Consider the following 12,200-nt stretch of genomic DNA (forward strand, 5'->3'; position numbering starts at 1 on the left):
TTAATCGATATACATATAAGAGGAGTGAAATAAATGAAAAAAGGCAGCATTATATTAATAAGTATAGTAGTTGTATTAGCTATTCTAATTTTTGGAACAGTTTCAAGCTATAATAGCTTTGTTTCCGCAGAGGAAAATGTAAATCAGCAGTATTCAAATATTGATACCCAGCTGCAAAGACGCATAGATTTGATACCAAACTTAGTGAACACTGTTAAAGGATATGCAGCGCATGAAAAAGGAGTCATTAAGGATGTATCTGATGCTCGCGCAAAGCTAGCAGGTGCTAAGACTCCGGTTGATCAAGCATCCGCTAATGATCAACTTTCGGGGGCATTGAGCCGGCTGCTAGTAGTTGTAGAGAAATATCCTGATTTGAAGGCGAATCAAAATTTCCAACAATTAATGGATGAACTTGCGGGTACAGAAAATCGAATTGCGGTGGCAAGAAAAGATTACAATGATTCAGTAGCAGACTATAATAAGAAGGTAAAGCGATTCCCAGGGGCTATGATAGCTAACGTATTTGGGTTTAATCAAAAAGAATACTTTAAAGCTCAAAGTGGGGCTGAAGAGGCTCCAAAAGTCGATTTTGAGGGGCAAGGAAAATGATGAAAAAAACTCTTCTCGGCATTGCAGTTATTGTTTTCATGGCAATAAGCATGTTGGGAAGTAAAGTGAACGCAGAGATACCTACTCCAAAAGGTGATATTTATGTTCAAGATTTTTCTAAAGTCTTATCAGTCGATGAAAAAAATGAGTTAATAACTCTAGGAAGACAGCTCGAAGATCAAACTAAAGCACAAATTGCTGTGTTAACTATCCCGACACTTGAGGGGCAAGATATTGCATCATATGCTAATCGAGCATTTAGAAAATATCAGCTAGGGGATAAGAAATTAAATAATGGTGTTCTTTTACTACTTGCTACTAAGGATCAAGAAATTAGAATAGAAGTAGGCTATGGATTAGAGGGAGCATTACCAGATGGCAAAGTGGGGAGAATACTTAATAATTATGCTCTCCCTTATTTAAAAGAAAATAAAACTAATGCAGCAATCGTAAATACGTATAAGGAATTGCTGAACGTTGTAGCAAATGAGTATCATTTGGATAATATAGCACAACCTAAGCCCTATAAGGAAAGCCAAACGATTCTCTCTTATTGGAAGGTTATATTAATTACAATAGGGATAATTATTTTAATCATTATTGATACAAAATATTTTGGCGGAACATTAACTTATTTGCTTATCAATATCCTCTCTGCTTTTATGAGAAGTGGTGGAGGCGGTGGAGGTAACCGTGGCGGCGGAGGTGGATCCTCGGGCGGCGGAGGTGGATCCTCGGGCGGCGGAGGCGCAAGTAGGAAATGGTAAAGAGCAAGATTCAGTTTGAAGATAACAAACTGAAATCTTGCTCTTTTTCTTCGTTTAGCGTAATTATAAAATATTCGCACTGTGGATAACTTTATAAAGTGCGAGGTTTACGTCTAGCGCAAGCAGCCGTCGGCTAGCGGATTTCTCCGTCTCCTCCCTACGATAAGTCAACATCAGGTGAAATTTGAAGTGCCAATTTCACTAGCTCGTGAACTACCTCACCGTGTTTCCTTTATCTCAGTCGAAGACTACGAAATCCGTACGCTAGACCTGCGGCGCTTGCGCTTTTGTTTTTTTCGACAAAATAAACAGGGATACTAGTAATAAAAGCTTGTCCTTCACCATATGAATGAATGTAGTGGAAACTATTTAAATTTAAATATGGAGGCATCAAGCATGAAACAACAATTTAAACTAATTATTCTTATCGCCGTTCTAGTTCTCGTCGTATCATTCGCCATTCCAATCTTACTCGTCCTGCCTTTTTCCGGTGAAAAGGCCAGTGGCAAGCTTGATGAAAATTTAAAGAATACAGCTAGTACGCTTAAATCTTCCGTTGAAGTGGCTGTTTATAGAAACAGTAGTAAAAAGGTTGAAAAATTCCCTCTTGAGGAGTATGTCATAGGAGTGGTCGCTTCGGAAATGCCGGCAAAATTTGAAGAAGAAGCATTAAAGGCTCAAGCATTAGCCGCTAGAACCTATATTGTTAACCATTTGTTAATAAAGAGTGACTTACCTAAGGGTGCCAATGTAACTGATACAGTTAATGACCAAGTCTTCAAAAGCAAACAAGAACTAAAAAAGATCTGGGCAAAAGATTATAATTGGAAGATTAATAAAATTACACAGGCCGTAAAATCCACAGAAGGCAAAATATTAACCTATCAAGGAAAACCTATTTTTGCCGCATTTTTTTCAACAAGTAACGGATATACAGAAAATGCAGAAGAATATTGGTCAAAAGCTATTCCCTATTTAAAAAGTGTTGAGAGTCCGTGGGATAAAAATTCACCAGAATACGTTAGTAAGAAGACACTGACGGTAAATGATTTTGAAAATATGCTTGGTGTCAAATTAAATGGAACGAATGATATAGGTACCATTACTACACTTACAAAAGGGAAAAAAGTTGGAACGATAGTAATAGCAGGAAAAAAATTCTCAGGAAGAGAAGTACGTGAAAAACTTAATCTCCGATCTTCCGATTTTAGCTTTGTAAGAGTGGACGATAAAATTATTATTACGACAAAAGGATATGGTCATGGTGTAGGGATGAGCCAATATGGTGCAAATGAAATGGCTAAAAGTGGAGAAAACTATTTAAATATTGTAAAGCATTATTATAAAGGGGTAAAGGTTGAAAGCTCCAATCAGTTATTAGATAAAGTGACTGCGAAAAGATAAAAGCAAAAAATAGCTTGTCAGAGGCAAGCTATTTTTTGTTTTATTATGACTAATCCTAATTTAAAGAGTTAAATAATCAACAATTATAAATGCATATTTTGGAGAATAATATCAAATAATAAAAAGTTTAAAAAATTTTTCGGAAAAATGTATATATTTGCTTATTTGTGTTCAAAATGGTTGCTGAGGTGATGAAAATGAGAGAGGAAGAAAAGAAACTAACTTCTCGAAAAAAGGGTAATAAAAGCTTTTTTAAAAAACGCTGGGTTTATCCTGCTATTTATCTAGCAAGTGCAGCATTAATTATTACAGCAATCTTTTGGTATCAATCAATCGGAAATAATTCAGCAAAGAATAACTTTGGATATCAAGGGGATAAACTAGGCGAAAATGGCTACAAAAATCCTGCGGTTGAAGCAAATAAGTCAGTAGAAGATTTTAAATGGCCGGTAAAAAATTATGAACAGGCACAAATTGATAAGGAATTCTATGACTCTAACGCTTCAGAAGAAAAGCAAGAAGCAGCAATGATTGTATACGGATCTACCTATGAACCTAATCGTGGAATTGATATTACGATGAAGGATGGGAAGGAATTTGAAGTTATTGCAGCTTTAAGTGGAACCATTTTAAAGGTTGAAAATGATGCGTTATTAGGAAATACCATTGATATTCAGCATGAAAATGGTGTGGTAACACAATATCAATCCATTAAAGATGTAAAGGTAAAAGTTGGAGACAAAGTGAAACAAGGACAAGCTATTGCAACTGCAAGCACAAGTCAATTAAGTGAAAAAGGGAAAACACATCTTCACTTTGAAATTAGAAAAGACAATGTAGCAGTGAATCCAGTAACATACTTTGATAAACCATCATCTTCCATTGAAGTAATGAAAGACGATAAAGCAAATAAGCAAAATCAAGATAAATCAAATGATGCTTCTGATGATGGAAAATCAAATGAATCGAATTCAGAAAAAAATACAAATGATAAAAGCAATACAAACGAAGATTCACAAGGATAATGTTAAAAGAGCGGAATTCAAAGGATTCTGCTCTTTTTTCTTTTTGTATGTAAATTGCACTATACTTTATTTTATAACAATAATCATTAACAATACTTTCTTTTCAGTGATATATTTAAATAAAGGCTGTTTTCGTAATGATTGTTGCTTTTCGTAAATTGCTCCAATACTTAACTAAATTGGTATCGTGCTCTTTTCTTCATCCCATACTTATTATATAAATGCAAAAACAACCGTAAAAATCCTACTGCCGATTTTTACTTTGCTACAAATAGCAACAAAGTATAAGAAAAGAGCCTAAATAAATCACTAAAAAGGGGATTAATTTCGATGAAAAAACTTCTTCTCACAGGATTTGAACCATTTTTAGGGCTGCCGATCAACCCAACGGAAAAAATTGTTAAGGAATTACAAAATAAAAATATTGGTCAATATCAAATTCAAAGTGTCCTTTTGCCAGTTGATTTTGAAAAGGGACCAGAACTTCTGATATCCTGCCTCAATGATATAAAGCCTGATGCGGTTATTTCCTTAGGACTAGCGGCTGGGAGAAAAAAAATAACTCCCGAAAGAATTGCTATTAATTGTCGTGATGGTGAACCAGATAATAATGGAGTAGTAATGGTTGATTCTCCAATTTACGAGGATGAACCAGCTGGCTACTTTTCTACATTACCTATTCGGGAAATTGTCCAAATACTTAATGAAAATGGCTACCCTGCTAATATATCAAATTCAGCAGGAACCTATTTATGCAATAATATTATGTATACATTACTTAATGAGCTAAATAAAAACAATTTACATATCCCGGCTGGTTTCATTCATATTCCTGCTTCACATGAATTAGTAATAGAAGGGAAAAAGAATATGCCAAGCTGGTCACAAAGAGACCTCCAGCAAGCAATTGAACTTATCATTGAAAATATTTAAAGGTGTCGTTGTTGAAATATAATGAAGTAACTAACAAAATCCTGTGGTGCTTACGTGCAGCTAGTTATACTACGTATAGAAATTGCTGCCTGCATGCACCACAGATAATTTTTTATTAGCAACTTTAAATTAATTATAAAATCTAAAAATTCAACAAAATTCCTCAGGAAATAACTTTGAAATTGTCGAATGAAATGTAGCATCCATATTTATGAGAAATTTTTTAATAATGCCTTGTCCTTATTGTTGTTTTTGTGCATATATTTTAATCCAAGCTAATAAAATGTTACAAACTTGACAAAAACAAAGAGAGTGTTTGAGGTGAGCAATCGTTAAAAACAATTCCTATAGATATAGTTGCATACGTGATTAGTCATTGTAAAAGCAGAAAGGTGATTCATTGCTTTCTGCCACATATGAGAATAGTCATTAAGACTTAGAAAATAGTTTTACCTCATATGGGGGATACAGTATATTCAGTTGATAAATAGGCGAGTCTCATTTCACACTTCTCACACATCCAATTTAGGGAGGGCGAGTGGTGTGCACGATTACATCAAAGAGAGAACTATCAAGATTGGAAAGTATATCGTGGAGACGAAAAAAACAGTTCGCGTAATTGCGAAGGAGTTTGGCGTGTCCAAAAGTACTGTCCACAAAGACCTTACAGAAAGATTGCCAGAAATAAATCCTGAACTTGCCAATGAAGTAAAGGAAATATTAGATTATCATAAATCAATTCGGCACCTACGCGGTGGTGAAGCAACAAAGCAAAAATATAAAAAGGAAGAACTTCAAAGCAATTAAAGGGGGGCAGGAGCAATCTAAATAATAGGTTGCTTCTTTTATTTTGGCTGTTTTCGTAAAGTTTGTTGCTTTTTTAGTGATATTTTATTAACAATCTGAGTTGATTGTAGCGGAGGACACTTGACTCCTGCGGGAAAAAGAGGGAAGTGGGAGACCCCACAGGCGGTAACGCCGAGGAGGCTCCCATCCCTCCCCGCGGAAAGCAAGTGTCTGGAGCGGAAATCAACGGACTAAGTTTATAGTCTAAAAACAACAATTTATACGAAAAGAGCCTTTATTTTAAATAGGCTTTGTTAATGCTTTTATCAACAAAAAGCATTAACAAAGCCTTTAAATAAAAAAAGGTATTTGTATTATGAAATCCGCACAGTGGATTTCTAATACAAATGCTGGTTTTTTTCTGTGAAAAAAGTTTCAATTATTTTTTCCATTTTTTAAAAATATTTTATGACAATTCATTCCTAATATCGACAAAAATATGCTAAAATATTATCTTAGGGAATAAAAACTTTTGAACATATAAATTTTACATAGATAGCCCTTTAATAATAAAAAATAAAGCTTTTACAAATGGAAGGAGTATCAATTGATGTTTGCGAAGGATATAGGTATAGACTTAGGGACGGCGAATGTATTAATACATGTAAAAGGACAGGGAATAGTCTTAAATGAGCCTTCTGTAGTGGCGATTGATAAAAACGTAAATAAAGTATTGGCAGTTGGCGAAGAAGCTCGCCGTATGGTCGGTAGAACTCCTGGAAACATTGTTGCAATCCGTCCTTTAAAAGATGGAGTAATCGCTGATTTTGATGTAACGGAAACAATGTTAAGACATTTTATAAATAAATTAAATGTAAAAGGATTTTTATCAAAGCCAAGAATCTTAATTTGCTGCCCAACAAACATTACAAGCGTAGAGCAAAAAGCAATCAGAGAAGCAGCAGAAAAAAGCGGTGGGAAAAAGGTTTATTTAGAAGAAGAACCTAAAGTAGCTGCCATTGGTGCGGGAATGGATATTTTTCAGCCAAGTGGGAATATGGTAGTTGACATTGGTGGCGGAACAACAGATGTTGCCGTACTTTCCATGGGTGATATTGTTACATCCGCTTCGATAAAAATGGCAGGAGATAAATTTGATAGTGAAATTCTTCAATATATTAAAAAAGAGTACAAATTGCTAATTGGTGAGCGTACTGCTGAAAATATCAAAATTAATATTGGAACGGTCTTCCCGGGTTCAAGAAACGAAGAAATGGAAATACGAGGACGTGATATGGTTACAGGTCTTCCTAGAACCATTGCTGTTAATTCAAAAGAAGTGGAATTAGCTTTAAGAGAATCCGTTTCCGTAATTGTTCAAGCAGCGAAAAATGTTTTAGAAAAAACTCCACCGGAACTATCAGCTGATATTATTGATCGTGGCGTGATTTTAACTGGAGGTGGAGCCCTTCTTCATGGAATCGACCAACTGCTTGCTGAAGAGCTAAAAGTTCCAGTATTGGTTGCTGAAGAACCTATGGACTCTGTTGCCATTGGAACAGGAATTATGCTTGAGAACATGGATAAAATCGCAAATCGCAGATTATTATAATTTATCAATAAAGGCGGGTGTAGAGCAGTGTTAAGAGGTTTTTATACAGCAGCATCAGGAATGCTTACACAACAGCGGAAAACTGATTTGCTGACGAATAATATGGCAAATTCAAATACTCCTGGCTATAAAAGTGACCAATCAACGATTAGGGCATTTCCAGAGATGTTGCTTGAGCGGATTGACCCAAAATCTATACCCGTGGAGAATAATATTTCATTTTCAAAATTTCAAACGATTGGTGCACTTAATACTGGAGTTTATTTGCAAGAAGCAATTCCAAAGTTTAAACAAGGCGACTTACAAGAGACGGAACTAAATACTGATTTAGCTATTATCGATATGAATGGAAACACGAGTAGTGCTTTTTTTACGGTCAGGGATCAAAATGGGCAAACAAAATACACTCGTAATGGTAACTTTACCTTAGATCAAAACGGATATTTAACTACTGCAAATGGCCTTTATGTATTAGATAATCAGCAAAATCGGATTCGATTAGATAGTGATCAATTTAAGGTGAACAGTACAGGAGTCATTACCTCTAATGGAGCCGGTCCTATTCAATTAGGTATAGCTTTTTCAAATAATCCTAATTCTTTGCTTAAAGAAGGGGATGGTTTATACCGGCCCGAAAATAATACGATGCTTCCTACTGCAGCTAATAATCAATATCGTTTGCAGCAAGGCTATCTTGAGGCTTCTAATGTCGATGTCTCTCAAACGATGACCGAAATGCTTTCGACATATCGATCTTTTGAAGCAAACCAAAAGGTTCTACAAGCGTATGATAAGAGCATGGAAAAAGCAGTAAATGAAATCGGACGAGTAAATGGCTAATCGAAATGTATTGTGAGGGAATAATCTGTGAATAGATCAATGATTGTAGCATCTAATACGATGAATCAATTGCAAAAACAACTTGATATTATTAGCAACAATATGGCTAATGCCCAAACGAATGGGTTTAAAAAAAGAGAAGTTACTTTTACCGATCTTTTAGCGCAATCATTTAATAATCAGCCGAATAAAAATGATGAAGTAGGGAGATTGACCCCTGCCGAAATACGCTTAGGTGTAGGTGCGAAAATTGCTCAGTCTCAAATGGTTTTAAAGCAGGGGAACCTCAAAGAAACTGGACGTCCTTTAGATATTGCCTTTACAAATGAAAAACAATTTTTGAAGGTATTAGTAAATACTAATGGAGTAAACCAAGTTCGATATACAAGAGATGGTGCCCTATCTCTATCTCCGATTAGTCAAAATGAAGTCATGCTTGTAAATAGTGAAGGTTATCCAATCCTAGATGAAAATAATCAAATGATTACGTTTAATAGAAATGCAAATCAATTTTCTATATCGGGAACAGGGAATTTATCAGTAAAGTTACCAAATGGAAAACTGCAGAATGTGAATCTAGGTATCATTTCCTTAGAGAAGCCCCAATTTCTTGAAAAAGTGGGTGAAAATCTACTTGGTTTACCTGAAAATGTGGGAGTAAATGTAAGTAATGTTTTAACAGAATTGACAGGTCCATTAAGAAACCAAGTTTCAATGAAACAAGGTTCCTTAGAAGAGTCTAATGTAGATCTAGGTAAAGAAATGACAGATTTAATTAATGTTCAACGTTCCTATCAATTTCAATCAAGAGCAATTACGTTGTCAGATCAAATGATGGGATTAGTAAACGGAATTCGTTAAAGAGGTTGTTCAAAAAGTCCGGGAAAAATAGCTGTCGAATTTCTTCGTCAGCTTGCTGCTCTGCTCCTCACGTATTAAAAGCATACGTTCCGGTGCTCGCAGACTGCCCTTCCTCGAACTTCTCGGCTCTTTTTGTCCTCCTTTTTGAACTTGTACTTAAAGAGGGGTTTTTTCAATGACTGAAAAGGAAATCCAGCAAAGTCCAAAAACACGTGAACAATATAAAAAAGAAAAGACCAAAGAAAAACCGCAAAGGAAAGAGAAGCGGAGGGTCAGAGTTCGCTTATTTCCTATATGGTTGAGAATCATCATTGTGGTTGTTACAGTGTTCATTAGTGTTATAGCAGGAGTAATTGTTGGCTATGGGGTACTTGGTGATGGAAATCCGAAGGACGCATTGAAAAAGTCAACATGGACCCATATAATTGATTTAGTAAATAAAAAATAAGGAAAGGGGCAAGAAGACTCCCTTTTCTTTTTTTGTAAACCTGAAGTACATATGGAGGTTTTTGCATTGTTAGATATTCAACAAATAAAAGAAATTATTCCACATCGTTATCCATTTTTATTAATTGATCAAATTTTAGAAGTTGAAGAAGGAAAAAAAGCTATCGGAATTAAGAATGTAACTGGCAATGAGGAGTTTTTCAATGGACACTTCCCAGATTACCCAGTTATGCCAGGAGTATTAATTGTAGAAGCTCTTGCACAAGTTGGAGCGGTAGCTATGCTTAAAATGGAAGAAAACAAAGGGAAATTAGCCTTTTTTGCTGGAATTGATAATTGTCGATTTAAACGCCAAGTGAGACCAGGGGATCAACTAAAATTAGAAGTTGAGATTATCCGTTTAAAAGGCCCCGTTGGCAAAGGAAAAGGCATAGCGACCGTAAACGGTGAAATTGCATGTGAGACGGAAATCATGTTTGCATTAGGGAATTAAGAAAAGCTCGAGGTTAGAACTATATTTGTAAGCTCTTTAGAGGTCTGTAAAGAAACAGACCTTTTCTGTATGCAATTTGTAAATAGAGGGAATAGTAATGTTACCATTGCATACGGGAAATAGAAAGGAGTTTCACAAATGTTTAAGATGATAAAAGTATTGGGAATTACTGTGCTCGCAGCTATGCTTATTGCAGGCTGTACACCAAATAAGCAAAAACCTGTAACACCGACGAATAATCCCAATCCCACTGATTTAAATAACAATAAAACAGATTTAAATAATACTAATACCAATAGCACCGACAATAAAATAGAAAAATATGATACAGACATAAATATGGGAAATATAAAGAAGAAAAAGTAAATAAGGCTCTTATTTTTAAGTATGTATTAATAAAGAAAAATACATATCTTCCCATTCAATATTTGAGTGCGGATTTTTTTAAGGAAAGATGCCGCAAAATCGTAATTGCTAGAAATTATGACATTTAAAAAAAGAAGCAATTTTAAAAAAATAATTAATTAATAGCAGAAGAATCTCTGCTTTTTCTTGTAGTTAAAAGTTGAATTATGTTATAGTAAGAAATGGTCTAAATAGTAATTTATTTAGGGGGTATTTTACATAGATGTTAAATACATTATCTTCGGGCATGAAAATTAGCATTTCCCGATCCATCTCAACGGTTTTTGAGCAATATATGGAGGAAATTGGCTGGGATGAAGAAAAGTATAATCTAGAGGATTTTATTAAGCAATGGCAAGTATATATTAATGAGCAGGCTTCATGGTATAAGAATTTAAGTGATGATATTAAGAGGGATCCGACTTTTCATGAAGAGTTGGCTGCCAAAATTAATGAAACCATTCAAAAAATTCTTACCGATTCGCCAACAGACGAACAAATTAAAGCATTTGATCAACTACAAGAAGATTACTCTTTTTCTTGTAAAATGGAAGCGAAATATCTATTGAATCATTTAAAAAATTAGTATTTATATAGAAAAGCTCACCGGTTTAAAAACCGAGCGAGCTTTTTAGTGCTTTATTTTTTCGCTTTTGCAAATCGAGTCTTTTTGCGCATTCGGTTTTTAAATTCTTCCACTAAATTTTGACCGCTAAATCCTTCTTTAATTAAATCATTTAAAAGTAATTCTGCATATTCACTTCGTTTAATATTTAAGTGCCCTTCCAGTAAAACACTCATAAACTTATCAAATGACTTGATCGTACGAACATGGGTTTTAAAAGGAGCAGGGTCATTTGCTTCATTAGTTATAACGGCTTGTACCTCTAAATCATCAGGCTTTTGTTGGGCTGATCGAAAATAATCATAAAATTTCTTATCAGTATATGCTTCAATTAACCAAGTCATTTTTCCGTCTTCTTTATTGATGATGATCCCTTCTTCTAAAGGGATATCCATAATATTTGTATCATCTACAACTTGCAGCGACACTAATTTGAAGGTTTTCATCTAAATTCCTCCTCCACATTTGTTCAAATTATAACATATTCTATTTGAAAGAAGAAAAATCTCTTTCCCTATTTTTTAGCATTATGAACAAAAGGGTCTACAAAAAAAGTGATAAAAAACTAAAAAAGTACTTTTGAATAAAAGTTAAAAGCAAAATCTAATTTTGAGTATGAATACTTTATTTTTATCCTAATTAAAATGGTGAAAACACAATTTCCTTAATTTTACCATTTTTGCAAATCAAGATATGATAAGAGCAGTTAAAGAAAGGAGATGATTACTGCTTGCTCAATCAAGTTACTTTAGTAGGGAGGTTGACAAAAAAACCTGAGCTTCGCTATACATTGGATGGAAAAGCTGTCCTGAATGTAACCCTCGCTTTAAATCGTCAATATCGGAACAGTGCAGGAGAATATGATGCCGATTTTGTACTATGTACGTTATGGAACAAAGCCGCAGAAAACACCGTTAAATATTGCACAAAAGGTTCAATCCTCGGTGTTGTTGGACAACTTCAAACGAGAAACTATGAAAACCAAGAGGGTAAAAAAGTTTATGTGACAGAGGTAGTCGCAAATTCGGTAAAATTTTTAGGAGGAAAGCCATCTGAAGATCGGGAGCTTCATACAACTTAAAAAGGAAAGGATACGATATGGAAGATCTTAAGAAAAGAATAGAAAGATTAGAAAATTTAGTAGAAGACCTAATCATAATGTTGGGAAAAGCCAATCAAAGAGTAGTTAACCTCAGCTTACAAACAAGTTTTTTAGAAAAGCAGCTAAATAGCAAACTTGATTCAACACAAATAAGAAAGAATGTCTCATAATTTTAATTAAATCCTATTCTCCAATCAATCCCCATCAGAGAAGAAGTAACAAACCTCATACGCTTCTTAATTATGGTGACCAGCTAAAAAACTGGTCACTTTTTTTAACTTCATAAAT

General features: G+C 34.6%; 16 protein-coding genes. 15 read left to right on the plus strand and 1 reads right to left on the minus strand.

Annotated elements, in window-relative coordinates:
* The first annotated feature begins 33 nt into the window (after positions 1-33).
* From ACQKP0_RS21365 to ACQKP0_RS21425, 13 genes are all read left to right on the plus strand, one after another.
* The gene (locus ACQKP0_RS21365) at positions 34-612 is read left to right on the plus strand and encodes a LemA family protein (RefSeq protein WP_427407861.1); all 579 of its coding nucleotides are present in this window, start codon (positions 34-36) and stop codon (positions 610-612) included.
* On the plus strand, positions 612-1,379 hold the full coding sequence (locus ACQKP0_RS21370) for a TPM domain-containing protein (protein WP_427407904.1): 768 nt from the start codon (positions 612-614) through the stop codon (positions 1,377-1,379). Before ACQKP0_RS21365 ends, ACQKP0_RS21370 begins: the two co-directional genes overlap by 1 nt.
* Before the next feature lie 396 nt (positions 1,380-1,775).
* A complete protein-coding gene (spoIID, locus tag ACQKP0_RS21375; protein ID WP_427407862.1) occupies positions 1,776-2,783 on the plus strand; it encodes a stage II sporulation protein D in 1,008 nt (335 codons plus the stop codon).
* Between the two features lie 197 nt (positions 2,784-2,980).
* Positions 2,981-3,808 carry a peptidoglycan DD-metalloendopeptidase family protein gene (locus ACQKP0_RS21380; protein WP_427407863.1) on the plus strand — a complete coding sequence of 276 codons (828 nt, stop codon included), beginning with the start codon at positions 2,981-2,983 and terminating at the stop codon, positions 3,806-3,808.
* A 330-nt stretch (positions 3,809-4,138) separates the two neighbouring features.
* Positions 4,139-4,741 carry a pyroglutamyl-peptidase I gene (locus ACQKP0_RS21385; protein ID WP_427407864.1) on the plus strand — a complete coding sequence of 201 codons (603 nt, stop codon included), beginning with the start codon at positions 4,139-4,141 and terminating at the stop codon, positions 4,739-4,741.
* A gap of 543 nt (positions 4,742-5,284) precedes the next feature.
* Positions 5,285-5,548 carry a sporulation transcriptional regulator SpoIIID gene (gene spoIIID / locus ACQKP0_RS21390; protein WP_427407865.1) on the plus strand — a complete coding sequence of 88 codons (264 nt, stop codon included), beginning with the start codon at positions 5,285-5,287 and terminating at the stop codon, positions 5,546-5,548.
* A 589-nt stretch (positions 5,549-6,137) separates the two neighbouring features.
* Positions 6,138-7,139 carry a rod shape-determining protein gene (locus ACQKP0_RS21395; protein ID WP_427407866.1) on the plus strand — a complete coding sequence of 334 codons (1,002 nt, stop codon included), beginning with the start codon at positions 6,138-6,140 and terminating at the stop codon, positions 7,137-7,139.
* A gap of 27 nt (positions 7,140-7,166) precedes the next feature.
* Positions 7,167-7,979, plus strand: coding sequence for a flagellar hook-basal body protein (locus ACQKP0_RS21400; RefSeq protein WP_427407867.1), 813 nt, complete (start codon positions 7,167-7,169; stop codon positions 7,977-7,979).
* A 27-nt stretch (positions 7,980-8,006) separates the two neighbouring features.
* Entirely contained in the window at positions 8,007-8,840 is an 834-nt protein-coding gene (locus tag ACQKP0_RS21405; protein ID WP_427407868.1) for a flagellar hook-basal body protein, read from the plus strand.
* Positions 8,841-9,015: 175 nt separating this feature from the next.
* Positions 9,016-9,288 (plus strand): DNA-directed RNA polymerase subunit beta, encoded by a 273-nt coding sequence (locus tag ACQKP0_RS21410; protein WP_427407869.1) that lies wholly within the window; start codon positions 9,016-9,018, stop codon positions 9,286-9,288.
* Between the two features lie 66 nt (positions 9,289-9,354).
* Positions 9,355-9,780 (plus strand): 3-hydroxyacyl-ACP dehydratase FabZ, encoded by a 426-nt coding sequence (gene fabZ, locus ACQKP0_RS21415; RefSeq protein WP_427407870.1) that lies wholly within the window; start codon positions 9,355-9,357, stop codon positions 9,778-9,780.
* A gap of 138 nt (positions 9,781-9,918) precedes the next feature.
* Positions 9,919-10,146, plus strand: coding sequence for a hypothetical protein (locus tag ACQKP0_RS21420; RefSeq protein WP_427407871.1), 228 nt, complete (start codon positions 9,919-9,921; stop codon positions 10,144-10,146).
* Between the two features lie 262 nt (positions 10,147-10,408).
* The gene (locus ACQKP0_RS21425; RefSeq protein ID WP_427407872.1) at positions 10,409-10,771 is read left to right on the plus strand and encodes a hypothetical protein; all 363 of its coding nucleotides are present in this window, start codon (positions 10,409-10,411) and stop codon (positions 10,769-10,771) included.
* Between the two features lie 53 nt (positions 10,772-10,824).
* Here ACQKP0_RS21425 and ACQKP0_RS21430 read toward each other — a convergent pair whose 3' ends face one another.
* Positions 10,825-11,256 (minus strand): YwpF-like family protein, encoded by a 432-nt coding sequence (locus tag ACQKP0_RS21430; protein WP_427407873.1) that lies wholly within the window; start codon positions 11,254-11,256, stop codon positions 10,825-10,827.
* Between the two features lie 284 nt (positions 11,257-11,540).
* Here ACQKP0_RS21430 and ACQKP0_RS21435 point away from each other — a divergent pair, with 284 nt between their 5' ends.
* The gene (locus tag ACQKP0_RS21435; RefSeq protein WP_427407874.1) at positions 11,541-11,891 is read left to right on the plus strand and encodes a single-stranded DNA-binding protein; all 351 of its coding nucleotides are present in this window, start codon (positions 11,541-11,543) and stop codon (positions 11,889-11,891) included.
* Between the two features lie 17 nt (positions 11,892-11,908).
* Positions 11,909-12,082 carry a hypothetical protein gene (locus ACQKP0_RS21440; RefSeq protein WP_427407875.1) on the plus strand — a complete coding sequence of 58 codons (174 nt, stop codon included), beginning with the start codon at positions 11,909-11,911 and terminating at the stop codon, positions 12,080-12,082.
* Positions 12,083-12,200 lie beyond the last annotated feature (118 nt).

It is taken from the genome of Heyndrickxia sp. NPDC080065, assembly GCF_050281185.1.
Taxonomy (GTDB): Bacteria; Bacillota; Bacilli; order Bacillales; family Bacillaceae_C; genus Heyndrickxia.

Excerpts from the sequence above, each read along its gene's own strand:
- ACQKP0_RS21370 (WP_427407904.1), top strand. The coding sequence starts at position 612 with ATGAAAAAAACTCTTCTCGGCATTGCAGTTATTGTTTTCATGGCAATA.
- ACQKP0_RS21365 (WP_427407861.1), top strand. The coding sequence starts at position 34 with ATGAAAAAAGGCAGCATTATATTAATAAGTATAGTAGTTGTATTAGCT.
- ACQKP0_RS21430 (WP_427407873.1), bottom strand. The coding sequence starts at position 11,256 with ATGAAAACCTTCAAATTAGTGTCGCTGCAAGTTGTAGATGATACAAAT.
- ACQKP0_RS21425 (WP_427407872.1), top strand. The coding sequence starts at position 10,409 with ATGTTAAATACATTATCTTCGGGCATGAAAATTAGCATTTCCCGATCC.
- spoIID (WP_427407862.1), top strand. The coding sequence starts at position 1,776 with ATGAAACAACAATTTAAACTAATTATTCTTATCGCCGTTCTAGTTCTC.
- ACQKP0_RS21380 (WP_427407863.1), top strand. The coding sequence starts at position 2,981 with ATGAGAGAGGAAGAAAAGAAACTAACTTCTCGAAAAAAGGGTAATAAA.
- ACQKP0_RS21395 (WP_427407866.1), top strand. The coding sequence starts at position 6,138 with ATGTTTGCGAAGGATATAGGTATAGACTTAGGGACGGCGAATGTATTA.
- ACQKP0_RS21420 (WP_427407871.1), top strand. The coding sequence starts at position 9,919 with ATGTTTAAGATGATAAAAGTATTGGGAATTACTGTGCTCGCAGCTATG.
- ACQKP0_RS21440 (WP_427407875.1), top strand. The coding sequence starts at position 11,909 with ATGGAAGATCTTAAGAAAAGAATAGAAAGATTAGAAAATTTAGTAGAA.
- ACQKP0_RS21410 (WP_427407869.1), top strand. The coding sequence starts at position 9,016 with ATGACTGAAAAGGAAATCCAGCAAAGTCCAAAAACACGTGAACAATAT.
- ACQKP0_RS21385 (WP_427407864.1), top strand. The coding sequence starts at position 4,139 with ATGAAAAAACTTCTTCTCACAGGATTTGAACCATTTTTAGGGCTGCCG.